General features: G+C 55.9%; 21 protein-coding genes and 3 tRNA genes. 8 read left to right on the top strand and 16 right to left on the bottom strand.

The genetic code is table 11. The features are described 5' to 3' along the window. Window positions 1-59: 59 nt before the first annotated feature. The 4 genes from BUA44_RS14990 to BUA44_RS01750 all read right to left on the bottom strand — a co-directional run bounded on the left by BUA44_RS14990 (window position 60) and on the right by BUA44_RS01750 (window position 5,957). Window positions 60-4,073, bottom strand: coding sequence for a hypothetical protein (locus BUA44_RS14990; RefSeq protein ID WP_083579422.1), 4,014 nt, complete (start codon window positions 4,071-4,073; stop codon window positions 60-62). A 114-nt stretch (window positions 4,074-4,187) separates the two neighbouring features. Next, window positions 4,188-4,697, bottom strand: a complete 510-nt coding sequence (locus BUA44_RS01760) for a type IV pilus modification PilV family protein (protein ID WP_072807828.1) — start codon at window positions 4,695-4,697, stop codon at window positions 4,188-4,190. 7 nt (window positions 4,698-4,704) lie between these two features. Continuing rightward, window positions 4,705-5,256: a prepilin-type N-terminal cleavage/methylation domain-containing protein gene (locus BUA44_RS01755; protein ID WP_072807827.1), complete on the bottom strand. Its 552-nt coding sequence runs from the start codon at window positions 5,254-5,256 to the stop codon at window positions 4,705-4,707. 176 nt (window positions 5,257-5,432) lie between these two features. Next, entirely contained in the window at window positions 5,433-5,957 is a 525-nt protein-coding gene (locus BUA44_RS01750) for a hypothetical protein (protein ID WP_097036203.1), read from the bottom strand. Window positions 5,958-6,082: 125 nt separating this feature from the next. Between BUA44_RS01750 and BUA44_RS01745 the strand changes: the two genes are divergently transcribed. Together BUA44_RS01745 and BUA44_RS01740 are read left to right on the top strand one after the other, a co-directional pair. After that, window positions 6,083-6,165: transfer RNA gene (locus BUA44_RS01745), tRNA-Leu, on the top strand. A gap of 18 nt (window positions 6,166-6,183) precedes the next feature. Beyond that, a complete protein-coding gene (locus BUA44_RS01740) occupies window positions 6,184-6,609 on the top strand; it encodes a hypothetical protein (RefSeq protein WP_139258829.1) in 426 nt (141 codons plus the stop codon). Between the two features lie 81 nt (window positions 6,610-6,690). Here the strand turns inward: BUA44_RS01740 and BUA44_RS01735 are convergent, their stop codons facing one another. The 5 genes from BUA44_RS01735 to BUA44_RS01715 are packed head-to-tail and all read right to left on the bottom strand — an operon-like array spanning window position 6,691 to window position 12,141. Next, window positions 6,691-7,197 carry a hypothetical protein gene (locus tag BUA44_RS01735; RefSeq protein ID WP_072807824.1) on the bottom strand — a complete coding sequence of 169 codons (507 nt, stop codon included), beginning with the start codon at window positions 7,195-7,197 and terminating at the stop codon, window positions 6,691-6,693. 5 nt (window positions 7,198-7,202) lie between these two features. After that, window positions 7,203-8,900: a single-stranded-DNA-specific exonuclease RecJ gene (gene recJ / locus BUA44_RS01730; RefSeq protein ID WP_072807823.1), complete on the bottom strand. Its 1,698-nt coding sequence runs from the start codon at window positions 8,898-8,900 to the stop codon at window positions 7,203-7,205. Next, the gene (locus BUA44_RS01725) at window positions 8,900-10,024 is read right to left on the bottom strand and encodes a DNA polymerase III subunit delta' (RefSeq protein ID WP_072808008.1); all 1,125 of its coding nucleotides are present in this window, start codon (window positions 10,022-10,024) and stop codon (window positions 8,900-8,902) included. The genes recJ and BUA44_RS01725 overlap by 1 nt, the downstream gene beginning before the upstream one ends. After that, window positions 10,021-11,250: a murein hydrolase activator EnvC family protein gene (locus BUA44_RS01720; RefSeq protein ID WP_072807822.1), complete on the bottom strand. Its 1,230-nt coding sequence runs from the start codon at window positions 11,248-11,250 to the stop codon at window positions 10,021-10,023. Before BUA44_RS01720 ends, BUA44_RS01725 begins: the two co-directional genes overlap by 4 nt. Before the next feature lie 3 nt (window positions 11,251-11,253). Next, complete coding sequence (locus BUA44_RS01715) at window positions 11,254-12,141, bottom strand: cell division protein FtsX (protein ID WP_072807821.1); 888 nt, start codon at window positions 12,139-12,141, stop codon at window positions 11,254-11,256. Window positions 12,142-12,183: 42 nt separating this feature from the next. Here BUA44_RS01715 and BUA44_RS01710 point away from each other — a divergent pair, with 42 nt between their 5' ends. The 4 genes from BUA44_RS01710 to BUA44_RS01695 all read left to right on the top strand — a co-directional run bounded on the left by BUA44_RS01710 (window position 12,184) and on the right by BUA44_RS01695 (window position 15,696). Then, entirely contained in the window at window positions 12,184-13,200 is a 1,017-nt protein-coding gene (locus tag BUA44_RS01710; RefSeq protein ID WP_072807820.1) for a CdaR family protein, read from the top strand. After that, a complete protein-coding gene (tsaD, locus tag BUA44_RS01705; RefSeq protein WP_072807819.1) occupies window positions 13,197-14,204 on the top strand; it encodes a tRNA (adenosine(37)-N6)-threonylcarbamoyltransferase complex transferase subunit TsaD in 1,008 nt (335 codons plus the stop codon). The genes BUA44_RS01710 and tsaD overlap by 4 nt, the downstream gene beginning before the upstream one ends. 88 nt (window positions 14,205-14,292) lie before the next feature. Next, a complete protein-coding gene (locus tag BUA44_RS01700) occupies window positions 14,293-14,748 on the top strand; it encodes a hypothetical protein (protein ID WP_072808005.1) in 456 nt (151 codons plus the stop codon). 45 nt (window positions 14,749-14,793) lie between these two features. Next, window positions 14,794-15,696, top strand: coding sequence for a biotin--[acetyl-CoA-carboxylase] ligase (locus BUA44_RS01695; RefSeq protein WP_072808003.1), 903 nt, complete (start codon window positions 14,794-14,796; stop codon window positions 15,694-15,696). 1 nt (window position 15,697) lies between these two features. Here BUA44_RS01695 and BUA44_RS01690 read toward each other — a convergent pair whose 3' ends face one another. The 5 genes from BUA44_RS01690 to BUA44_RS01670 form a co-directional block, all read right to left on the bottom strand. Further along, on the bottom strand, window positions 15,698-15,925 hold the full coding sequence (locus BUA44_RS01690; RefSeq protein ID WP_072807818.1) for a hypothetical protein: 228 nt from the start codon (window positions 15,923-15,925) through the stop codon (window positions 15,698-15,700). Then, entirely contained in the window at window positions 15,912-16,805 is an 894-nt protein-coding gene (locus tag BUA44_RS01685; RefSeq protein ID WP_072807817.1) for a 4-hydroxybenzoate octaprenyltransferase, read from the bottom strand. Before BUA44_RS01685 ends, BUA44_RS01690 begins: the two co-directional genes overlap by 14 nt. Further along, window positions 16,799-17,425, bottom strand: coding sequence for a UbiX family flavin prenyltransferase (locus BUA44_RS01680; protein ID WP_072807816.1), 627 nt, complete (start codon window positions 17,423-17,425; stop codon window positions 16,799-16,801). The genes BUA44_RS01685 and BUA44_RS01680 overlap by 7 nt, the downstream gene beginning before the upstream one ends. Beyond that, the gene (locus tag BUA44_RS01675) at window positions 17,422-18,123 is read right to left on the bottom strand and encodes a ubiquinone/menaquinone biosynthesis methyltransferase (protein WP_072807815.1); all 702 of its coding nucleotides are present in this window, start codon (window positions 18,121-18,123) and stop codon (window positions 17,422-17,424) included. The genes BUA44_RS01680 and BUA44_RS01675 overlap by 4 nt, the downstream gene beginning before the upstream one ends. A gap of 114 nt (window positions 18,124-18,237) precedes the next feature. Beyond that, entirely contained in the window at window positions 18,238-20,739 is a 2,502-nt protein-coding gene (locus BUA44_RS01670) for a CotH kinase family protein (protein ID WP_072807814.1), read from the bottom strand. A 169-nt stretch (window positions 20,740-20,908) separates the two neighbouring features. Between BUA44_RS01670 and BUA44_RS01665 the strand changes: the two genes are divergently transcribed. Next, window positions 20,909-20,981: transfer RNA gene (locus BUA44_RS01665), tRNA-Phe, on the top strand. 213 nt (window positions 20,982-21,194) lie between these two features. Here the strand turns inward: BUA44_RS01665 and BUA44_RS01660 are convergent. Beyond that, a complete protein-coding gene (locus tag BUA44_RS01660) occupies window positions 21,195-22,358 on the bottom strand; it encodes an HD domain-containing phosphohydrolase (protein WP_072807813.1) in 1,164 nt (387 codons plus the stop codon). Between the two features lie 96 nt (window positions 22,359-22,454). On the opposite strand from BUA44_RS01660, the gene BUA44_RS01655 reads away from it, so the two are divergent. Then, window positions 22,455-22,535: transfer RNA gene (locus BUA44_RS01655), tRNA-Ser, on the top strand. A gap of 115 nt (window positions 22,536-22,650) precedes the next feature. Here BUA44_RS01655 and BUA44_RS01650 read toward each other — a convergent pair. Further along, window positions 22,651-23,376: a ComF family protein gene (locus BUA44_RS01650; protein ID WP_072807812.1), complete on the bottom strand. Its 726-nt coding sequence runs from the start codon at window positions 23,374-23,376 to the stop codon at window positions 22,651-22,653. Window positions 23,377-23,412: the final 36 nt, after the last annotated feature.

Here is a 23,412-nt window from a genome sequence, read left to right as displayed (position 1 = left end):
TTATGCGCGCGTCGGGAGGGTCTTAGGGAGGGGGAGTAGTACGGACCCTCCCTAGTCTCTTACTTCACCATAATCTTCTGCACGGCGATCTCGCGCCCGACAACCGCGCGCAATACGTAGAGCCCGAGCACCGGCCTCTCGAGGCTTACCTCGTTACGCCCGTTTTCGGCCTTGAAACTTGCGGTATTCACGACGTGGCCCTTCGTATCCACAAGGTCCACGCGCGCATTCGCACCCGCAAGGCCCTCGCCCACATCGAATCCCACCTGCAGTGCAGAGCCCAGATCATGAGCGCGCAAGCCCTGCAAAGTGCTCGCGACAACCTTCCTTGCAGACTTCGCCACACGGATGTTCGCGGACTTCGCCGTCGTGGAGAGCATCACCTGCAGTTTTTCGCCGTCGTGCATTTCGGTAGTCACGCCATCGACCGTCACGAACACGCGAAGCCCGCTCGCGAGAATTCCGTCGATACCCGCAAACTTCAGGTAACCTGCACGCGCGCTTGTCGCCGAAAGTTCCACGTTCCATTCGTATGCGTCTTCGCCCAAAGCCTTCACGCTCTTTGCCAGGCGCCTGCCCGCATCCACGATGCTGAGGTTCACGCGGTTGCCCATGCCGGCAGGCGGTTCTTCGGAATCCCACGCAGCCTTGCCCGCGCCGAGCATGTTCCAGCTGTCCATCTTGCCGTTCGCATCGGAAAGTTCCACCTGCAACGCCCAGCCGTCGGCGCCGGCCGCCTTCGCAAGCACGCCCTTCTTGTTGAGTGACTTCACATGAACTATTTCGCCATCCTCGTTCACGAAATCGACAAAGGCCGGCGTTGCCGGAAGACTCCAATCCATCTCCGGACCGCGATTGAGTTTTACCCACACAGCCTCGTAAGGCTCAAGTTCCTCCACAGCTTCAGGCGGGTCGTACTGACCGGTTTGCTTGTTCCAGCGCCAGAATTCCAACTCAGGCTTTTCTTCCCGATTTTCCTGGCCAGCAACGCCAATCTTCATCTTCCAGCCATAGGGGTTGGCCACCATGTTCCAGCCGGTATTCACGCTATCGAGATGCCACACGGCCTCGCCGGTAAAGGCTTCGTCCTTGAGCACAAGCGGACGGCCTTCAAGCGAGTGATACCAATACCCCCTCACGTGTTCCGGGGAGTCCTTCTTCGTAAACTCCTTGTACTGCCAGTACTTGCCATAAATAGCGAATTCGTCCCACCAGTAGAACACCTCATTGTCATTCCACTCGTATTTCTCGAAATCGACATTCGAAAGCGCAACCATCTGCCAGCAGTCACCACAATCGTTCTCGATTACGTCTTTCACCTCGAAAGTCCATTCGCGCACGTCCGGATTGTCGCCCTTCCCGTTGTATATCTTTGCGACTACATGGTACATGCCCGCGGCAAGCGGGTACTTTTCCCACGTGAACACCTCGGGCCAACCGCCGTTCGGGAATTCCATCAGGGTATCCAGCAGCGGTTCGTCGCTCAAGTTCTCAAGCATCACGCTCACGAAGGGCGCTCCCTCCTCGTTCACGAAATCGTCCGTCTTCACGGCTAGCTGGATAGCGTTACCCGACCAGAACAGCGCCGGGTAGACAACCTCGACTTCCTCCTGTTTTTCGCCATCATCATCCACGCCGTTTACATCCTCGAAGCCCGCGGGGAATATGGCAAGCGCAATCGAACGACTTTCTGTAAGGGCATTGGCATTCTCACCCAAAGCCTTTTCAAACCGGGCATTAAGCGATTCCCAGTTCTCGCCCAAGCTAAAGTATCCATCGCCATCCACGGGAATGTCCATACCCGCAAAAGCAATCTTCTTCAGTTCAGTTTCGTTGGTTGTAAACGTCATCTCGGCGCGGACCTTCCAGCCCTTGAAATCGCTACCGTCCGTAGTCACGGGGTTGCGCGAGAAAATCTGCATCACCTTGCCCGCCCGGAGCGAAATGGGCTGGCTTCCGCCGGAGTAACTCATCATGTCGATTTGTGAGCCCTTATTCTCGACTGTTTCGCCATCGTAACTGATAAGTTCTATGATGGTCTGGTCGTAATCGATTCCCTTCCCGAAGAACGCATAGGCAAACTCTTCGGTCGTTTCCTCCTGCGCCTCGCCCGGCATAAGCTTAAAGACGTAGTCGCCGTCGTACGCCTCGTCCGCAGAGAACTTCTTGTACGGACCGTTGTCGTTCGAACTTTCCCAATGAACAGGGTCGCGGTCAGCATTCGGCTGTTCTAGACTAGCCGCAAATTCGAGCCACGCCGTATTCGTGATTGCTCCAGATTCATCCGTCACGAACTCGAACTCGTTAGTACCCATCCGGTAATTATTAAACTGTCCAAGCATGCGCTCCTCGCTTTCGGTAAGGCATCCCGACTCGATGCAGTCAAGCATGAACACAATCCTGTGCACGTTGGAGACTCCCGCATTTACACCGTAGTAAGTCGATGCGACATACGGATAAACGCGAGAAGTGTCAGCAATCCATTCCACCGAGGTGTTCCCATAATCTGCATTGAAACGGTTCAGGACATCGGCAAACGCCTGGCCCTGCATGTACTCTTTCTCAATGATACCCACGGAGACCGCTTCGCGCGCATCTCCACCCAACATGTAGGTGTCCGAGTTAAAGTTGTCCGTCGCCACCGCATTCCCGGCTGCGCTTCGGTAGTTGCCGTGGGCATAGGCCTTGGGAGCGAAGGTGGTTTCCCCGTTTTCATCATCCAACACAGAAAGCTCGCCAAAGGTATTGAATTCGTATGCACAGGATATATGTTCCAGGCCCTGCTCATTATCCGGCATATATGGCTTCAGGTAATCGCAGTAAGCTTCACCAAACATGCCAGAAGCGGAATCATTGACGGCTTCGGTGTAATGGAAATTCGAGACTATACTTATATCGTTCGCATTCTTGGAAAGGGAATCAGAGAATACAGCCAAACCTGCAAGATAACCCGCCTTGCAATGTTGCGGGCCCCTTTCCAATGAACAAGTGATATCGCTAGAGGTGTAGGTGGAATGGAACCACACCATCGTATTGTACGTAAGCGAGCCGACAAGTCCGCCCAGGTAAGACATTTGCTTTTTTCCCGCAGAAGCATCGTCGCTCAACAAAGATCTGTCAAGCCCCACCCGGCGCAGTTCGACACGCCCTGTATGACCAACAATTCCACCTATGTGCGCTTCAACCATGGCAACCTCCTCGACAAAGTGATGGGCGCCATCCCAGAGGTATGCGTTGTTCGACACGCTAAGGCCATCTACGGAGACGCCGACCGCAAACATATTAGACACGCTGCCCGCAAGGCCTCCAATCGCGACCGAAGAAGGATAAATTAAATCGACAGCGTCATTCAAGTCCATATCGGGAACAGAACGGACCTGAATGGAGCTTCCCTCGAAATCCGTCACATAAAGCCCGACCGACGACGAAACGAAAAGGCCCGCTACAGGGGCACTTATGGCCGCGTTTGCAACATAGACATTATTCACTTCGGGTTCATTCACAGCCGTGCCAAAAAGGCTCGCAAAGGTAAGGGATTCCAGACGAATGTTCTCGAACCGGACGTTCTGAATGGAACCAATCAGGTTTCCGCCAAACGAAGCCTCATCAGAAAGCGAGGTATAACAGATTCCCCTAATCGTATAGATACCGTCTTCCGCACTTGTAAGTTTTATCTGAGACGTAATATCAAACTCGAATGGCTTGAAATATTCGTTACACGACCGCGTCTGCCCGTCATAACCGCCGAAGTCGATATCCGAAGCAAGCAACAACGCTTCTGGCTGAACGTTAGAATTATAGAGAAGTTCGCCAATAAACTCATATGCCGTTTGGTAACCCTCCGGAGAATCCCATTTTTCGAAACACGACTCGCCCGAGTCCGGTTCGTACGATGCATTCTGCTGCGACAACTGGATTGCAGCATTATAATTGACATCCCGCGTCAGTTTTACGCAATAGAACTTGGACGCACCTTCCTGCTCATCCGAAAGGCCCGCAGCCCAGGGGGTAGCTATGAGAATAGAAAACGCCAACGCGACAGCTGTCTTAAAGAGGGTAGATTTCCCGGCCATCTGGAAACTCCTGTTTTTACTGTATGTAAGTAAATGTATAATAAATGGAACGGGCTCGCAAACAAAAAAGAAAGGCCGGGAGCAAATCCCGGCACAGATTACAGGCAAGACGGCCTAGCGTATCACGGTGGACATGTTTATGGACTGCGTGGAGCCCTTGAACTGCCAGGACACCTGCACGTTCACCTGCTTGGCGTAGACGTGCCTTATTGTATCGGCGCCAGTATAGTACGACACACTTTTCGCGGTATAATCCTCAACCGGCGACACAGTCACAGTCGGGGTATAAGCGATAGTGGAGTGGCCACCACCGACCTTTTCGCCTCGGTCCCAGGAACGCGAAATATCGTCCCACTCCCATACATAGTTACCTTCCTTGATATGTTCGTCTCCAGAAGCAACGCTCGTCGGGTCGGGAATGGACGCGATGCCGATACGGTTCAGGGAATCGATGACCTGTTGCGCCACCTCGATGGCACCGTCACGGCCGCGGATACGGAGCAAAGCCTCGCGGTTGCCCGTCTGCATGTGGAGAATCGCCATGTACAAAAGACCGAGAACTACCGCGGAGATAAGCACCTCCGTGATACCGAAACCTTTCTTGCTCTTTATTAACTTATCCATAACACACCTACGGTTCAAACCAGCTCGCACCAGAATCGTAACTCAACTCATAATACATAGAGAACTTTGTCGGGGACTTGATTGAAACCGCATAACGGTCGGTACCACCATAACGCACCATGAGACACGACGTTGGAATCGGGGATACCCCTATTTTCGGAACGAGAGTCACGACGGTCGCCGGTGTCGTCTTGGCACCAGTCAAGTCCGGACAATTTTTATCCGTAACAAAAGCGTTCGACGATTCAAGAGTCATCTCGTCAACCGTATCACCAAAATTGGTACAAATTCCGTTACCATCAACAGCATTGCACTTGTAGAGCCTCAACGTCTTATTGCCGCTTTCAACATTGACTGCCAGTTTCTCGTTCAACCGCGTAGCCTCGTTCGCCGCCCGCTGCATGAAAGCGGTCACGTTGATACCGGCGTCCTTGATTCGGCTGTTCGCAACCGCACTGCGCAGGCTAGCCACCCCGATACCGGAAAGAATGCCCATGATGGCGACCACCACGAGGACCTCAACCAGGGTAAAACCGAGCTTTCTAGAACAGTTGACCATATTTCCTAGACTCCGACAAAACAACAATCCATTGACACTCAACAAGTTAGCAATTTCACGAATTTTCAGGGTACAAAAATCCGGAGCCCGGCGCCAAAACAGGACCGGGCTCTTTCTAATATATATAAAATTTCGGGAAAAGGGTAAAAATTTATTTACCCGTAAGAAAAAAGTGATTATTTCTTCTTTTTCTTGCCCTTTTTCTTCAGTTCGCCGAAGGTAGACTTACCGTTGTAGCAGGTCACGGCGCCCTTCGCGCACTTGGACGGGTAGTCGGACTGCTCGTTCTGGAACACTTCCTTCGCAATCTCCTTGGCGGCCTCGTTCGTGCCATCAAGGTAGGTAATCGTGTACTGGATGTCGGTATTGCGGGTCCAGACGAAAACCTCGGCATTGAGCTGGAAATCGTGGTTGCTGCCCGAAATCTTGAACCCGTAGGGGATTTCCTCGATGGAGAACAGGGAAAGGGTGGGCGGTTCGAATTCCAGGTCGTCCCAGTCGGCATCGAGACCTTCGTTGCGGGCCTTGAACCAGCCGGCAGGGTCGCCCTCCATGGCATCTTCCATAGCCATATTGATGGAGGAAGCGTAGCTATCGCGGAGCGAGGCGAGCTGTTCCTTGAATTCCTTCTCGTTGTCGTCTGCAGAGAAGGCGTTTATGGCAAGAGCCATGACAGCGGAAATAAGCACTAAGTGTTTCATGTTTCTTAATCTAGCAAATTTTTCCCGGAATGGTTCTTTTTTGTAAGATTCTGCCGAAAAATGCCTTGACAAAAGGACAACAAACGGAAAAATGGCGAAATTTCCTATATTTGGCAGGCACACCTGCCCGGGTGGTGGAATGGTAGACACTGGGGACTTAAAATCCCTTGGGGGCAACCTCGTGCGGGTTCAAGTCCCGCCCCGGGCATTAACCTTGGGAATGACCATGATCGAATTTTACCCGAACAGCATCTACTACCCCCGCGAAGCCGTGGAAGAAAAGCTCGCGAAGGGTGAACTCGAACGCACCGAGAAGCACCTCATGGGCTGGACGGAACGCCACCGCGGCGAAATCTGGGACTGCGCCCGCGACGACTCGGAAAACCCGAGCGACGAAGTGCTGCTCGACAACCTCCGCGCCCTGCTGCTGTGCAAGGGCAGCCTGCAGCCTGCCGCCGAGATGGGCGACATGATCCGCGAAATCACGAAGGAAGTTTGGTACCGTAACGAAGACGCACCCGAGGCTCCCGACCAGGTTGCCGCGGAATGGCGCGCGAAATACCTGACCAAGTGGCGCGAGGCCCGCATGTTCGAGGCGTTCATCCTCATCGAGAAGCGCACCGAACAACTGCTGAAGATTCTCAAGGGGTAATTAGTCGGCAGTCGGCAGAGTTTGCTGGAGGGCCTTAGGGAGGGCTAGCCGTGCGTGCGCCCGCCCTAATCTCATAGTGGGTCAATAAACGGCGCGGAAACGGATGGGGAGCCAGATTTCGGTCGTGCCGTACTCGCTTTTCCTATACCGCCAGTAATACTCGATATGCCTCTGCAGGGTGTCCTTGAGGCTCTCGTCTTCGGCGTTCGTGTACTCAATCTCGTTGCACGTGATGCGTCCGAGCGAATCGATGGTCATGCGGATGCCCACGATGACATCTTCCGCATCGCGGTGCTTCTTGAAGTACGGGCGCGCAAGCCAGTGGAGTCCCGCCGCACGGCCCGAAAAATACGTAGCCACTTTTTTGATGTCGCGATCCGCGCTGTTCTCGAGCACGAGAATGCTTTCGCTGTCGGGCATCACGACGCGCCCGGTAAACGCCTTCGGTTCCTCGGGTGCAGGCTGTTCTTCGACGGGCGGTTCCGGAACGGCTACCGTGAACAACTCCCTAAAGCCGGAATAGAAGAGGAATATCGCCAGGACGGCAACTACGACAAACGAAAAAAAGTAAGGGAGCAACTTCTGCATACGGCCTACTCGATGGCCTTTACGCAAAGCTGGATAGTTTTCTTGTTATTGAAATAGTTCCACGTGGGTTCGAACACGATGGAAACCTTGCGCGAACCGCCCAGGAGAGGCTTGCACTTGCGAAGCCCGAACGCGATAGCCGAGAACGAGGGGCTACCCGCCTGCGAGATTTCCATTTGGAGGTGTCCGCCGCGGAGTTCCTTCACCCGATGGACGGTCACGCCCTCGGCACGGAACACGGGATACGGGAAGTTCCCCCCGAACGGTTCCATCTTGTCAAAATAGTCAAGCACCGTCTTCTCGATGCGGTGGCGCGTGCCTTCCACAATCAGTTCGCCGAGCGCCACGTCGATATCGTAGGCATGCGGTTCGTTGGTATCGAACGCCTCGCCGGTATAGCCCTGCTCTTCGGCAGAAGCGGCCAGGCGTTCGCGCAGTTCGGGAATTTTGTCGGCTGGGAGCGAGAAGCCCGCGGCGTTCGCGTGCCCGCCCCAGCGCTCAAACAGGTCGCGGCATTCAAAGAGCGCCTTGTGCCAGTTGAAACCGGGGACCGCGCGCGCACTCGCGTGCGCCATGCCCTCGTCAATCGAGAGCACCGCGGTCGGGCGGCAAAATTCCTGCGCCAGCTTTGCAGATACAATCCCGATAACGCCCACGTGCCAGCCGGCGCCATCCACCACGAGCACCTTTGGAATCTTGTCGCCGTAGATTTCCTTCACGCGGGTAAGCGCCATGTCGGTAATCTCTGCTTCCTTCGCCTTCCTCTGCGCGTTCCATTCCTTCAGTTCCGCCATCAGGTCCGGAGCATTCGCCACGTCGGTACACATGAGCAACTTGAGCGCGGGGTCCGGCTTTTCCATACGGCCGGGTGCGTTCAGGAGCGGCGCAATCTTGTACATCACATCGATGCCGCCGACCGCGCTCCCCGGTTTCATGAGCGAGGAATACAGAGCCTGCACTCCGGGCAACTGGCTGTTCTGGAGCCTTGCAAGTCCGGTCTTGGTAAAGAAGCGATTTTCGGGAGTCATCTGCACGAGGTCGGCAAGCGTCCCGAGGGCAACAAGTTCGAGCAAGTTCCTGGGAGATTCCATCCCGAGCCGTTCGAACAGCGCGCATATAAACTTGTACGAAACCCCCACCCCGCAGAGTTCGGGATTCGGGTACATGTCCCCCTGCTGGTGCGGGTCGAGCAGCACGTCGCACGGAGGGAGCGCGTCCCCCGAGGGCTGATGGTGGTCAATGACCATCACCGACATCCCGAGTTCCTTCGCGCGGGCGATTTCCACATTCGCTGTAATGCCCGTATCCACGGTCACCAGGTTGCGTGCACCCGCATTGTACATTTCTTCCACGGCGGCAATGGAAAGCCCGTAGCCGTCGCCGAACCTGTTCGGGAGCCTCCACTCCGACTCAATCCCTATCTGCGCGAAGCACCTCGAAAGGAGCGTCACCGAGGTCATGCCGTCCAGGTCGTAGTCCCCGAAAATAAACACCTTCCCTTTCTTCTCGCGCACCGCGAGAATCCAGCTCACTGCATCTTCCATGCCCTTCATGAGCCAGGGGGAAAGTTCTGCACCGCAGCCGTCGTCCAGAATCCGGTTTGCCGCAGATGCGGTACGGATCCCTCTGGATACGAGAAGCCTCGCTACCAGATGCGGGATTTCCAGTTCCCGCGCAAGCGTCGAAGCTACGGTGTCGTTCATTACTTGTAACCCTCGAAAAGCTTTATGGCGAGCGACTGCAGGCACATCATCGCAGTACTGCGGCGGCTCGCTATCCTTTCCATAGTTTCTTGCACAGTGGCAAGCGCCATCTCGAGTGCATCCGCATCTACCCGCGGGAACGCATCCATGTCCATACCCGCCATGGTATCGGGCAGGCGCACCGCCGCACCGGACTGCTTGCGCAGGATGTCGGCGATAAGGAACGAGAGCACTTCCAAAAAGCCGTTCGCCTCAGAGACTTCGGTCAGGTCGTTTTCCGCAAGCTCCTCGAAAAGCGCGCTATAGTCGTTCTTGAGGCTCTTCACGATAAAGTCCGACGCCAGGCCGCAAAGCGCTTTCGCATTTTCCAGATAGAAGAACGCCTTGCCGGGAGACCCGAGCGAAAGCCCTATCACGTCACGGGACACCTGATCCTCGTCGGCATCGTCGCCCAGCATGCGGAGGGTTTCCTCCTTCACCTCGGCGTCGGTAAGCGACGACAGGTGAATCGCAAGGCAACGGGAACGTATCGTCGGGAGCAGCCTTTCGCGCGAGGCCACGGTCAACACGAAGTACGTATCGGGCGGGACCTCCTCGAGCGTCTTGAGGAAGGCATTCGAGGCGGCATCGTTCATGCGGTCCGCCTCAGCGACAATCACCACGCGGGTACGGTCGCCCTTCATCACGAACGTCGACTTCATGGCGCGGATGAGATTCACCGAAATCTCGGCACCCGCATCGAAGATGTCGGTGCGGTACGGGTTAGCAACAATCTGCTCGATATAGCCCTGCTTGATATCCTGAAGCGTCTTCGCGCGGCTCCCCGCCTTCACGTCTTCGGCGGACTTGGCCTGCGCCTCGGCGGCCGTAAGCGGAAACACCCAGTTGTCGGCGGCTCCCGGGTCGGCGGCCATCTTGCAGCCGAAGCACTGCCCGCATGGGCGCTCGAACATGTCGGTGCACTGGAGCGCCTTCGAGAGTTCCATGGCAAGCGCCTTCTTGCCGATTCCCGGAGTACCGTCAATGACGACCGCCTGAGGGAAGCGGTTCTCGCACAGCGCCGCCATCAGGCGGATGCGCTGGCGTTCCTGCGACGCGGGACCATTTAAGCGATACTTGATCATTTCGTCTTCAACCACTGTAGCGGATCCACCGTCTGGGTGCCTTCGCTAACTTGAAAGTACAATTTAATTCCATTTAGACTCGCGATATCGCCCGCCTCGCCAATTTCTTCGCAATTACGCACCTCTTTTCCCTCCTGCACGCGAATGGAGCGCAGGTGGCCGTACACGGAATACGTACCCCCCTCGTGCTCGATAATCACGGAAGGGCCTCGCCCGTCAATTTCTGCGACCATCACGACAGTCCCTGCCGCAGCGGCACGTATGGCGGCCCCGCGCTTGCCGCGAATCTCTACGCCCAGGTTGCGCGTGGCGATATGCAATACCGGATGTTCCTGCAGGCCATAGTTGCTTATGATTTCGCCTTCCAGAGGCATGCACTTCGGCCCCTTGACCGAGCCCGCGATAGTCTTCTTGGGCTTTTCCACGACCTTCTTTTCTTTCTGCTTTTTCTGCTTCGCCTTCCGGGCGGCCTCGGCCTTCTTCGCTTCCTCGATTTCCTTCTTGCGCTTCGCTTCCAACTTCGCGATAAGGGCCTGCATCACCTTCTGGTTGCGTTCGAATTCCTGCAGCGCGCGCTGTTGCATCGCCTTGTCGTGCTTGAGGTTCAGGAGCATGCGCTCCTGGTTGCCCATCTGGCTTACAAGCCCCTTCTCTTCCCGCGCCTTCTTTTCGCGCAGGCCGTTCAGTTCCACCAGGTGCTCTTCCGACTCGCGCTTTTTCTCGTCGCGTTCCGTAACCATCGCCGTCAGGATTTCCACCTGCATTCGGTCCTCGTTCAGCACGTGGTGCACCCAGTACGCCTGCCGCCTCGGGTCACCTTCGCGGGAAAGCAGCCGGTACAGGACTTCCGCCTCGCTGTAGCGGCCGTTTACATACAACTTGCGCACGCGCACCTTCATAGCTTCCTTACGCACGTGGATTTTCTGGTCAAGGGAATCTATATCCCGCTTGAGCTGTTCCACCGCCTGCTGCACGAGTTTCTCGTTTTTCGAAAGTTCGGTGATGTAGACGCGCGTCTGGTTCAGGTTCTGGTCCAAAAGCGAAATCGTATTCAGCACGCCCTTCTCTTCTGTTTCCAGGAGCACGAGTTCCTCGCGCTTTTTCGCAAGGTCGGACTCAAGCTTTTTGAGGGCGTTGCGCTGCTCCTTGATCTGGGCGTCCGTCTTTTTCGGGGCAGCACCCGCAAGGCCTACAAGCAAGCAGAGAAAAACGACCAGCAGACGCATGGCTTATTCCCGTTCGCTCCGTTTCGCAAGCAGGAATTCCTGGACGGTGCGGTAACTGAAGTATGCGGAAACGAGCGTGACCAGGCAAACCACAAGTCCAAGGAGCGCCCAGAGCCCGCCAATGTTTTCGCCAACAAGGGGAATTGCCCTGCCGATAGATTCAACAATCACAAGAAGGATCGATACGGCAAAGCCGCTACCGACAAGCCCCTGCATCATGCCCTCGAGCACGAACGGGAACTCGATAAAGAACGGGCTTCCGCCGGCGTACTTCATGTTCTCGACCAGGAGCTTGCGTGACAGGAGCGAAAGCCGCACCGAGTTGCAGATAATGAGCGAGAGCGTCACCAGCAAAAGGAGGCTCAGACAAACAGGCCAGAACACCATCCGGAACTTCCATTCCGAAACGCGGGTCGCCCAGTCCACCGGGGCCTGCACCTCCTCGAAGTATTCCAGGCGCGAGAGGGCTGCAATGAATTCCGTAAGGTCTGCCGGATTCTGGTTTCCCGGCACAAGAGACACGCGGAAAAACGGCGGTATGGGGTTCTCGTCCACAAGGTCGAGCATCTCGCCCGAAAAATGCCTGCGGAAATCGGCCAGCGCGGAATCAGCGCTCACGTACTCGACGCGTTCCACGCCCCTGAAATGTTCAAGTCTCTGCCTTACCGCCTGTACGGAATCCTCGCTCACCGTCTCGGGCAGGAAAGCCTCGACCGTATAGAGAGAACTTTCGGCAGAAAGCACGCGAAAAACGCCCCCAAGCACCGTGAGCGATGCCGCGAGAAGGAGCGAGCACAGGAAAATCGTGAGAAGCGACGGCAATATGACCGTGCGATGCTGCTTCCATCCACGAAAAGATTCCGATATTAGGTACCCGAGTTGTCCGAACACGCGTTGAATATAACTAAATTTTCAATGCTTCACGGGGCATCTATGAAACATATCGCATTAAAGATTACAGCGTTCATCTTCGGGATTGCACTATGGCTTTACGTCGTGTCGCTCAACACGTTCAAGGTTGAGCTGGATATCCCCGTGCGCCTCGTGAAACTCCCGGAAATGCTCGCCATCGCCTCGAAACCGCCGCACACCATGCGCATCACCCTGGAAGGCGCTCCGTTCGACCTCATGCGCCTGCGTTCCAAGGTCATGCAGGGCGATACGACCGCAGCGGCCATCATCGTGGACCTCCAGGATGCAGAACTCGGCGCCACCCGCAAGCCTATCGGCGAAAAGAACTTCTCGGCACCAAACTTTTCAAACATCAAGTTCATTGAACCCGACAACCAGCTCCTGTTCATAGACCTAGACCTCGACACGCGAATCGAACGCAACGTGCCCGTGCGCTCCATGGTCACCTTCGATGCGGCAACGGGCTACCTGCTTACCGACGAGCCCAAGCTGGAACCGGACTTTATCACGGTTTCCGGCGCAAGGAACGTCATCACGCGCATCATCGAAATCCCGACAGACTCCGTATCGTTCAGCGGGCTCGTTCATGACACGACGTACTCTATCCCGCTCGATTTCAAGCAGTTCCCCGCACACGTATCTCTGGGCGACTCGCTCACGAGCATTTCGGTCAACATCCAGAAAATCGGCAAGAAGTTCTATCGCGATATCCCGGTGCAGCTTATCGGCATGTTCGACCGTGAAACGTACAGGCTTAACCCGCCCAACGTATCCGTCGAAATAACCGGCGGCGAAGGCACGCTCGATTCCATCAGCAACACGAGCATCGAACTGTTCGTGGAATTCAACCGCTTCCAGATCGAAGATGTCGACAGCCTCACGCCCACCGTAAAGCTCACGCTCCCCTCGGGCGTGAACCGCGAGATGTCCATCAAGGCCATACAGCTCTCGCCCGACAAGGTGTCGCTGCAAGATATCAAGAAACTCGCCGCACCCGCCGATTCGCTGGACGAGGATGCCGAGGAGAAACTTGAATGATTTGGCTCGGAATTGAATCCAGTTGTGACGAGACCGCCTGCGCAGTACTGCAGGACGACCCCCTCAAGGTAATTTCCAACCCGCTCTACAGCCAGATAGACGAGCACGCCCTGTACGGCGGTGTCGTTCCCGAAATCGCAGCACGCGCCCACCTGCAGAAGATTGCCCCCATCGCGGAGGCCGCCGTCAAGGAAGCGGGTATCGAACTCAAGGATATCGACGCGATTGCCTACACCACAGGCCCCGGGCTCATGGGCCCGCTACTTGTAGGGGCGAGTTTCGCAAGGGGCCTCGCCCGCGACCTAAACATCCCGGCATACGGCATCAACCACCTCGAGGGCCATCTCGCAGCCGCATGGCTCAGCAACCCAGATATCGAGCCGCCGTTCCTCACGCTCACCGTATCGGGCGGGCACACGGAACTCGTGATGGAAGAACCCGGATTCAAGTACACGAGCATCGGACGCACCCGCGACGACGCCGCAGGCGAAGCGTTCGACAAGTGTGGCAAACTGCTCGGCCTCAAGTACCCCGCAGGGGCAACCATCAGCAGGCTCGGCCAAAACGGCAACCGCAAGTTCGTCGAATTCCCGAGGGCGCTCCACTCGCACGACAACTGCGAATTTTCGTTCAGCGGGCTCAAGACCGCAGTGCTGCGCTACACCGAGACGCACGACCCGGAATATATCCAGAAAAACCTGTGCGACATCTGCGCCTCGCTGGAAGATGCAATCGTCGGGAGTCTTGTGGAAAAAACAATCAACGCGCTCAAGAAGACCCGCATGAAGACGCTCGTCGTCGGTGGCGGGGTAAGCGCGAACGCATGGCTGCGCAACCGCCTGCAGGACTACTGCGGCAGACACGGAATCCGGTTCTGCATCCCTGACAGGAGCCTCAGCACCGATAACGGCGCGATGATTGCCGCAGCAGCCATCAGGCGCAACAAGCAAGGGCTCCTCAAGTCCATCGACGTGGTAAAGCCCTGGATGCCGCTCGCACTCTAGCCCCCTAGTGCCGGCGGAAAATGCGATTTTTATCACAGGCACGCAGAAATAACTTTTCTTTTATCCTAAATGATGTTATATTGTGGATATGATTTTCGGGAAACTACATAAGACGTTCGCATTTGCCGGTGCCACCCTGTGTGCTCTCGCACTTGGCGCATTTGCCGAAGAGCCTCCCCAGGATCTCTCGAAAGGCGTGAGCGACGCACAGATTTTCCGTCCCGAAAAGCGCGAAACAAAGGTCGAACTCGTCGATTCCAGCAAGGCAAATTCCATACACCTGAACGTCGACATCTTCGGTAGCCTGGACGTGCAGTCGTACTACATCCTGTGGGACCGCATGGAAATCTCCGATGACCTGAAGAAGATGATGACGACCCGCGATTTTGCACGCGACGAGTTCTTTATGCAGAACATCGACCGCGAGCAGTTCGAACAGGAACGCATGCTGCAGCTCTTCGAAGACCGCAAGCGTGAATTCTTCACAATCTTCCCCGAAGAAGCCCTCAAGGAACTGCAGGAGCAGAAGGAAGACGAAGAATAGGCCCGATTCGTCATCCCCGGCTTGTCCGAGGATCTTCACTTGAATATGTTTTCTTGCGAACGTAATTTTAATGAGTGGCACCTGTGCGGATTTGGCGACGCACCTGCATTTCTTTTCGCTTCCCTAGAAAGCACGCATAGCCTGATGAAGGCACGCGCCTCCGCGGGTGAAATCGTACCCGGCACGCTCATTGTCGCCGACACGCAGACAGCCGGCCGCGGGCGTCACGAACGCACATGGGCCTCCCCCGCCGGCAAGAACCTTTACTTCAATATCATCATCCCGCTGGAAGGTATTCCGCTTGCTTCGGCCCCGCAAATCACGCAGGTTGCATCGCTCACATTCGCCGAAGTATTCCGCGACCTGCAAGAAAGTTCCAACGCGCAAGGGCTTGGCAACAGCGACATCGGGAAAATCACCGTCAAGTGGCCGAACGACATCCTGTGCGGCAAGCACAAGTTCTGCGGGATACTCGCTGAATTAGTTTATATAAAAAGAACTGTCATCCCCGCGAAGGCGGGGATCTCCACTAACATTCCGCCTGCTCCCGCCATCAGCATGGGGGTAGGCATCAACGTGAACAGCGACCCCGCAGACTACGCGCACCTCGGGCGCGCCGTCACCACCCTCAGGGATATCTGCGGGCAAAGCGTCAACCGTGAAAAACTGTTGCAGTCGCTTATCGCAAGCCTGGAACGCGCCATCGGGCAGTTCCGCGCCTTCGGGATATCGCCGTGGGTCGCCGCCTGGCGCAAGATGGACCAGTTTATAGGCGCCCGCGGGACCGTCGTCGTGAACAACCATTGCACCGATGAAAACCGCGACAGCGGCACAGGCGCCATAAAGAAAACAGGCCGCATCATCGACATGAACGCCGATGGCAGCCTGCTATTCGAATGCGATGACGGGACTATGGAAACCGTTTATTCCGCAGATCTGGAAATCTAGCCTACAGTTTCCGCTTAAAGTACATACTCCCGATGAGCGATACGGCGAGCACCACGATCATCGCGGTAAGCCCCATCTCGGCAAGCGGAGTCTTGTCACCCGCAACGCCCGACTCTATAAGAATCACGAACACGACGGCAATCACCGCGCCCACGCTTCCCATCTGCTGGAACATCTTGACCTTGTCTTCGGTCGTGAACTTTCCGTCGGTTTTCTTAATAAAGGGCATTGACGTCACCTCCCATGCAAATCCACACGATGAGCCCCGCCATCACAAGCACGCTTATCGCGACATTCGCCAGGAAAAAATCGCGGTTCATGGCATCCAGGTCATCGGATTTTCTGAACAAATGAATATAAAGAACTGCTGCGGCCATGAGCCCGGTCACCACCCACCAGGGGATACCCATATTCCATACGAACCCGAAGGCTACGCAGAGCGCGAGCATGGCAATGTGGCTCCAGAAGGCAATTTGCAGGGCGCGCTTGCGGCCAAAACGCGCGGGCACGGAATGCAGTCCCATCTGGCGGTCAATTTCCTCGTCCTGCGTGGCGTAGATGATGTCAAAGCCGCCCATCCAGAGCATGAGAATCACGAGCAAGAATATCGGGAACACCGCAAACTCGCCCCGAATGGCAATCCAGGCGCCGAGCGGGCTCATCCCTATCGCAAACCCCAAGAACCAGTGGCATAGCCAGCTGAAACGCTTCCAGTAGGAATAGGAAAGCAGCAAAAGCCATACCGGCAAGGCGAGCATGCCTGCGAGAGGCTGCAACAGGAACGCGAACGCAACGAACAGCACGCCGTTTATGGCAAGGAACGCAATTACCGATTTTTTCGAAAGGCGGCCCGCAGGCAGGTGGCGCTTCGCCGTACGTGGGTTTTTCGCGTCGATATCGGCATCGGCAATGCGGTTGAAACTCATCGCGCTGTTGCGGGCGGTCACCATGCAACCGACAATCAGGAGCACGATGCGTGCAGTCTCGGCAGCAGTCATGTCGCGGAACCCGTTCGCCGCCACCCACATGGAACCAAGCGCGAAGGGCATCGCGAAAAGCGAATGGCTAAAGCGCACCATGTGCCCGAATTCTAATATCTTCTTCAGCATATAGGGCCCCCGAGCACATTTTGCGACCCGCCATCCGCGGGCAATTTCTGACTGGCGGAACTATTCCATGGTTTCACAATCTCGGCGCAGTCTTCCGCCGACGCCGCACCCAGATGTTTCAGGATTTTCGCGACAACAGTATCCACGAGTTCCTCGATGCTTGCAGGCTTGCTATAGAACTGCGGGGAAGCAGGAATCACCACAGCGCCCGCCCGCGTCACGCGCGCCATATTCTCGATATGGATCAGGTTGTAGGGCATCTCACGGGGGACAATTACCAGGGAGCGGCGTTCCTTGAGGCATACGTCCGCACTGCGTACCAGCAGGTTGTCCGAGGTCCCTGCAGCGATGCGACCGAGCGTGCCCATGGAGCAGGGCACCACAGCCATGCCTGCATAGTCGGCAGACCCGCTCGCGCATTCCGCAAAAAAATCATCGACATCGAAAGTGCGGTCCGCATAGTCGAAAAGCGCCTGCTGACCTTCGAACTTTACAACATCGCAGCCAGGCGCCGTCACCACAAGCGAAACCTCATGCCCGAGGCGCTTCAGGTGCATCGCCGTGCGGGTAGCATATATCGCCCCGCTGGCCCCCGTCACTCCGAGGATATAGCGGCTCACGCATCACCTCCCGCCGGAATAGACTTCCGGCGCAGAAGCACACGGTACGCCACCCCGAAAAAACAGGGCTTCACGTGCACAAGCTCGAAGCCGTTCCTTTCGGCGAGCGCCACAAAGTCCGCCACCGGCAAAAAACGCAATATGGAATTCACCAGATATTCATACGCATCGCGCTTGCTGAAAAAAGCTCCCAGCACCGGGATAAACAGCGGGGCCAGCGCCTTGTAGAAAAACTTGTTAAACACGTTCCGCGGGGAGAAAAATTCAAGCACCTGCAGGTAGCCGCCATCCGTGAGCACGCGTGCGGATTCCTTCAGGCCGCCCTCCGCATCGGGCAGGTTGCGCATCCCGAACCCGTTCAGAATCACGTCGAACGAGCCGTCCGCAAACGGCATCTTCATCGCATCGAGCTGCACGGGAACCGCAGTCGTCTTCTTGCCCGCGGCGCCCTTCAGCATGCCATACGAAAAATCGCCCAGAATGGCCACGTCCTGCACGCCGTTGAACTTCTCGTACGTAACCGCAAAATCGCCCGTACCGCCACACAGGTCCAGCAAGCGTTTTCCGGGGCGCATCCGCCGAATCTCGCGGCAGCACGCACGGCGCCACAAGATATCCTGGCCACAACTCAAGAAGTGGTTCAAGAAATCGTAGCGGTTCGCGATACCGTCGAACATCTTTCGCACGGGGCTATTCATGCGCACAAATCTAGAAATATCCCGCGGGCATTCACGTACCCGTGACAAACATTCGCACGATAAACAAAAACGCGGACTTAAAAGCCCGCGCAATTCCATCGTCAAGCGAAAGCCTTACTTAAAGTTGGCCGTAATCGTCGAACCTTCCGTGATGTTCACGAGGTGCGGGTTGTCAGTAGAACCGTCAGACCATCCGGTAAACACGGCCCCATTCGAAGGCACAGCTGTCACCTCCATCTGGTTTCCGCTAAAGAACTTGCCCGTGTACTTGGTAGAAGTTGCGGTGCTACCCGGGAGCTTCATGCCTTCCATCAGCACGGAGCCGTTCCCGTTCGACGAAATCGTCATATTGACCATTTCGCCCAGGCCAAACTCGCTCTTGTACTGCTGCAGCATATCGCTGTCGCGCTGGCGAGCCCATTCCGTTATGCTCGAATTCGATACGGTGAACGAACCGTAGCCGCGCTCCTTCTGGCCATTTGCCGCCAAATCCCTTTCCGCTTCGGTTTCATCAATCGAGCCCGCCATCTTCGCACGGACCTTCTCGATGACATCGGCGTTTAGGTAATTCTGCAACATGACGGCAGCATGGTTGAGGAACAGGCGCTTGAAGTCGGGATTCTTGATGAGGCGTACGTAGAACACGTGGAAGCAGTGTCTCTTGTCGCCCGTGAAGGCCTTGTCGTTGCTCGTATAGCACTTGCCACTGCTACGGCCACCCTGCTTGACCCAGTCAAACATGTTCGTACTCTGGCCAAAGCCCTGCACGTTCCAATCCCAGTTGAATCCGTGGTCAAGGTCGTAAACCATGAACTTCCACATGTTATCCGGGCTGCGCCAGGCACGCACGTTGTTGTTCGGCCAGTCACCGTTATGGATATACATCTCGGCAGCCATGTAATCTGCAAAGTTGCCGACATCCATCATCGTCTTGAGCTGTGCATAGGATGCATTGTTGTCGCCACTGAAATCGTTGTCCGCGGCAAGTTCAAGCATGGAGATGTACTCGTCGGGCGTACCATTGCTTGCCGTAACCGTCTCGGTAAGGTGCTTGACCATCGTCACGGTAGAAGCCTCGATGCCGTAGTTCGATTCGACATAGTTCTTGTTGAAACGTTCGCGCATGTCGTGGATGCCGAAGTACTTGCCGTTGTAGAACACCACCACCTGGCGGCTGCGCTGGTAATCGACACCGCTGCCTTCAAGGATTGCACCACCCAGGGCATCGGCAAAGTAGTCGCTCACAAAACGGTTACCATTGTTGCGGAGGTTGAATCCCTTGTACTTGTCGTTTTCGCTCTTGCGTGTATCGAACAGAGAGTAATGCAGCCAGCCATCCTGGTATTCTTCCCTCATCACGATAGCGACGGACTTCTTGCGTTCCAGACGGCTGTAGTTACCCATCATGGAAATTCCCGCTTCGATATCCCATGCAGACTTGTCCGAGGAACTGCCGTTGGGGAAGTATTCCACGTGCACAGGGAATTCGACATCCTCGTACAGGCCAGAGGGAGCCGATTCCGGGCTGCTTGCGTTCGTGTGGCCAGGTTCCGGCTGAATGTAATGCTTGTTGAAGAAATCCGGATTCACGCTCACCGCCACCACGGGCATGTTCACCTGTTCGCCCACAAAGAACGTCTTCGTGACCACCTGCGTGCTGAGCGAGCCATCCTTGAAGACGGCGCAACGGAGCGTCGTGTTCTTGTCGAACGTCTTTGCAGAATTGAATTCCTGGGAGTTCGCGCCCGGAGCGGAGCCGTCCTCGGTGCAGCGCAGCTTCACGCCACTCGGCAGGGACGGCGGATTGATTGTTACCGGATCATTGTAGAAACCGCCCTTGATCTGGCTCAGGTCGAGTTCCGGAGCAAGCGCGTCATAAGCGGTCGAGCCGGTATTGGGCTTTTCGGGAGTCGGCTTGTCGAAATACTTCCAGATGCCACCGTCGGTAATACCCCAGCTCAGGTCACCCTTCGTGATTTCGGGGAATGCAACGGAATCGCGGATGCCGTAGGCGGCATCGATCAGGTAAACCGTTCCGCCGGCCTTGTCCATCTTCCAGCTGGTGTGGGTACGGGCGTGCATGTCGCCGTTATCTGCGCCCTTGACTTCGGTAATATTCTTCTTGTCGCAGAACACGATGCGGAAGGACTTCGCAGCGATAAGCTCGTCGCCGAAAACCCACTTGCGGGGCTTCTCAAGGCTTTCGACAAGCGCATAACCCTTCAGGTTCGCAGCGACATCGCCCGCGTTGTATATTTCCACCCATGCGGGGTCCTCGCCGGATTCATCCAGCCACGAAAGGTTCAGCGGGGAAATTTCAGTAATGCGGAGTGCAGAGTTGCCCACCCAGTGGGGCGTCGTATCCTTGGGCACAACGACATGAACCGTGTCAAAGATTGTATCACCATTAACAATCTTGCGAACGGTGTCGATTTCAATCGCAGACGAGGAACCCGGTTTATCCGAACCCGGCTGGGAATCGCTAGAAGAGGGATCGTCACCCGATAACGGAGGAACAACCGGGCTGTCGCTACCTTCATCGGAGGAACAGGCATAGAGCCCAAGGCAAAGTGTCCCGACTGCAAGGAGGTTCCTAATCTGAAATTTCTTTCGCATATTCAAGCCTATAAAATGTTAAGCCCCACGGAGCAAAGCGCCGCGCACAACCAATCGAACATCCTACCCTAAATTTAGAAGAATATTCTAGAAAATCAAAATTTTTTCGGTAATATTCTATTTACCCTTGACAAATATCACGTTTTCTTCTATCTTTGGCTTACCAAATGGTTCTGTAGCTCAGTTGGTAGAGCAGTGGACTGAAAATCCGCGTGTCGTTGGTTCAATTCCAATCGGAACCACGAAGGCCCCCGACCCAAAGTCGGGGGTTTTCTTTTTTGCAAAAAACACCGAAAAACAAAAAAACGGGGCCCATTATCCCGGGTCCCGTAAATTTTTTGCAATATAAACGCGAACGGTCTTCGTGAGCCGGAGGCGACTTGTCCTAACGAGTCGTCGAAGGCGAAAGCGAGCGCAAACCGGAGACACTGCACTAGAATCTAGCGCGAGCGGTCTTATACTGCAGCAGCCTCGAACTTCGCGCGCGCCTGCCTGAAGCACTCGAAAACATCGTCCCAGTGCTCCACAAGCACGTCGATGAGTTCCGGCTGGAACTGCGCTCCGCGCTGCTTGATGAATTCTTCCTTGACCTTCTCCTCGGGCCACGCGGGCTTGTAGCAGCGCGGGCTCGAGAGGGCATCCAGAACGTCGGCCACGGCGCAGATACGGCCTGCCAGCGGGATTTCCTCGCCCTTGAGTCCACGCGGGTAGCCCTTGCCGTCCCAGCGCTCGTGATGCGAGCCCGCAAGCGTCGCCGCAAAGCGCAACAGGTCGCGCTTCGACTTCATGAGGGTTTCCTCGCCCTTGATGGCGTGGGACTTCATCACCTCGTATTCCTCGTCGGTGAACCGGCCCGGCTTGTTCAGGATGGCATCGGGAATGGCGACCTTCCCCAGGTCGTGCATCGGGGCGGCAAGGCGAATGCGCTGCGCCTCCTCTTCGTTGAGCCCGTAGTACTGCGCCAGCTTGTAAGAAATTTCGGCCACGCGCTGGATATGGTCCCCCGTCTCGCGGCTCCTGGATTCGGAAACGTCGCCCAGGATGTGGATCAGTTCTTCCTGCGTCGCCTCGAGTTCATCCTTGGAGTCTTCGACCTCCGAGGTCAGTCGGGCGGATTCTACAGTCTTTGCAGAATACACGGCGGTAAGCGAGAGGCGTTCCAGATCCTGGTTCGAAAATACCTTCTCCTCGCCCTGCTTGTTTATCGCCTGGAAAACCCCCATCACCTTTCCCTGCGAATCGAACAGGGGCACGGTCATCACGGACGTCGTGCGGTAGTGGGTCTTCTCGTCGCTGCGATGGTCGAACCTCGGGTCAAGGTAGGCATCGGGAATCAGCAACGGCTGGCCGTTCTTCACAGACCAGCCCACAAAACCAGCCGCAATCGGAATGCGAAGCTCGCTCACCCCATGAGCGACCTTCGTCCACAGTTCCCCGTGCTCCTCGTCGGTAAGCCACAGGGAGCAGCGGTCCGCCTGGACAAGGGAACGACCCATGTCGGCCATAAGCACGAGCAGGTTGTCCATCTTCCTTTCCGCGGCGATTTTCGGCATGTAGGAGAACAGGAGGTCAAGGACCCGCTTGTTCTCCACCACAGTATTTTCTGCAATTGTCTCCATATTGAAAAATTTAATTAATATTCATTCCCGCCAAAGACAATCGCCCAAATTCCATTGACGAAATGGCGTGAGTTTTTTATTGTTGGCGTTGAATCCGGAGGAATAGGCTAATTGGTAAGTCAGCGGTCTTGAAAACCGCCGCCGTAAGGCTTGGGGGTTCGAGTCCCTCTTCCTCCGCTATCTCGGCACCTTCGGTGCCAGTTATTAGTCAATAGTTACTAGTTATTCGAATTGCGGGTTTCGAGAAGCATATCGAAGCCCGCTTTTTTATTTGGAACTCGGAACTAGTAACTCAATCGCCATAATTGCCATCCCATTCCATCCGGCAGTCCGCCACGAAGTCCATCGTCGCGGATACGGGCTCGTCGTAAAGGAGCGTGCACACCTTCGTATCGAGCACCGTCCCGCGGCGCAGGGCATGCACGCACGCCCCCGTAGTCGCCCCGGTCGTGTAAACGTCGTCCACCACAAAGATAGTCCCCCGCGAAGGCATATTCCTCGGCAGTTTCGGCTCGAACGCGCCCGCCACATTATAGCCGCGCTCCTCGCGCGAAAGCTTGGTCTGCGACACCCTGAAGTTCGTACGTGAAAGCCAGTTGCAAACACGACCCCCGGTGCAGGTGGCGAGCGCCGCCGCAATCTTCTGCGCCTGGTTGTACCCGCGTTCCCTGAACCTCGAACTGTGCAGGGGGACAGGCACAAAGTAGAACGGCCTTGCAAGCAACGCCATGCTCTGCGCGATTTCGCCCCCCTTCACCGCGGTAGATCGCCTTACCAGGTACGACGCCATTCCCGGAAGCCCCCTGTACTTGAGCGCATGCACGAGCCTGCGCGTAAGCGGACGCACGGGGAACATGCACATAGCATCGGGCGAAGGGAACGAATATGCCAGCGCCTCGCGGGCAAGTTCTTCCCTGCAGGCAGAACACAGCCAGGGGTCCAGCTGTTCCGATGCCCGGCCGCAGCCCAGGCACTCCATACCAAAAAGAAAGTTTGTACAACGACGGATAATTTCCATAATGAAACCGCCCTCCTATACCTATAAACGGTTTCA

This window comes from Fibrobacter sp. UWR3 (genome assembly GCF_900143055.1).
GTDB lineage: Bacteria > Fibrobacterota > Fibrobacteria > Fibrobacterales > Fibrobacteraceae > Fibrobacter.
This window is presented reverse-complemented; position numbering and strand designations above follow the sequence as displayed.

Coding starts and splice junctions, on each gene's coding strand:
- recJ (WP_072807823.1), bottom strand. CDS start 8,900: ATGAACGACACCGTAGCTTCGACGCTTGCGCGGGAACTGGAAATCCCG.
- BUA44_RS01720 (WP_072807822.1), bottom strand. CDS start 11,250: ATGCGTCTGCTGGTCGTTTTTCTCTGCTTGCTTGTAGGCCTTGCGGGT.
- BUA44_RS01750 (WP_097036203.1), bottom strand. CDS start 5,957: ATGAAACACTTAGTGCTTATTTCCGCTGTCATGGCTCTTGCCATAAAC.
- BUA44_RS01740 (WP_139258829.1), top strand. CDS start 6,184: ATGATCGAATTTTACCCGAACAGCATCTACTACCCCCGCGAAGCCGTG.
- BUA44_RS01660 (WP_072807813.1), bottom strand. CDS start 22,358: ATGGAGACAATTGCAGAAAATACTGTGGTGGAGAACAAGCGGGTCCTT.
- BUA44_RS01695 (WP_072808003.1), top strand. CDS start 14,794: ATGTTTTCTTGCGAACGTAATTTTAATGAGTGGCACCTGTGCGGATTT.
- BUA44_RS01675 (WP_072807815.1), bottom strand. CDS start 18,123: ATGAATAGCCCCGTGCGAAAGATGTTCGACGGTATCGCGAACCGCTAC.
- BUA44_RS01670 (WP_072807814.1), bottom strand. CDS start 20,739: ATGCGAAAGAAATTTCAGATTAGGAACCTCCTTGCAGTCGGGACACTT.
- BUA44_RS01710 (WP_072807820.1), top strand. CDS start 12,184: ATGAAACATATCGCATTAAAGATTACAGCGTTCATCTTCGGGATTGCA.
- BUA44_RS01725 (WP_072808008.1), bottom strand. CDS start 10,024: ATGATCAAGTATCGCTTAAATGGTCCCGCGTCGCAGGAACGCCAGCGC.
- BUA44_RS01760 (WP_072807828.1), bottom strand. CDS start 4,697: ATGGATAAGTTAATAAAGAGCAAGAAAGGTTTCGGTATCACGGAGGTG.
- BUA44_RS01650 (WP_072807812.1), bottom strand. CDS start 23,376: ATGGAAATTATCCGTCGTTGTACAAACTTTCTTTTTGGTATGGAGTGC.
- BUA44_RS01755 (WP_072807827.1), bottom strand. CDS start 5,256: ATGGTCAACTGTTCTAGAAAGCTCGGTTTTACCCTGGTTGAGGTCCTC.
- BUA44_RS01735 (WP_072807824.1), bottom strand. CDS start 7,197: ATGCAGAAGTTGCTCCCTTACTTTTTTTCGTTTGTCGTAGTTGCCGTC.
- BUA44_RS01685 (WP_072807817.1), bottom strand. CDS start 16,805: ATGCTGAAGAAGATATTAGAATTCGGGCACATGGTGCGCTTTAGCCAT.
- BUA44_RS01700 (WP_072808005.1), top strand. CDS start 14,293: ATGATTTTCGGGAAACTACATAAGACGTTCGCATTTGCCGGTGCCACC.
- BUA44_RS14990 (WP_083579422.1), bottom strand. CDS start 4,073: ATGGCCGGGAAATCTACCCTCTTTAAGACAGCTGTCGCGTTGGCGTTT.
- tsaD (WP_072807819.1), top strand. CDS start 13,197: ATGATTTGGCTCGGAATTGAATCCAGTTGTGACGAGACCGCCTGCGCA.
- BUA44_RS01690 (WP_072807818.1), bottom strand. CDS start 15,925: ATGCCCTTTATTAAGAAAACCGACGGAAAGTTCACGACCGAAGACAAG.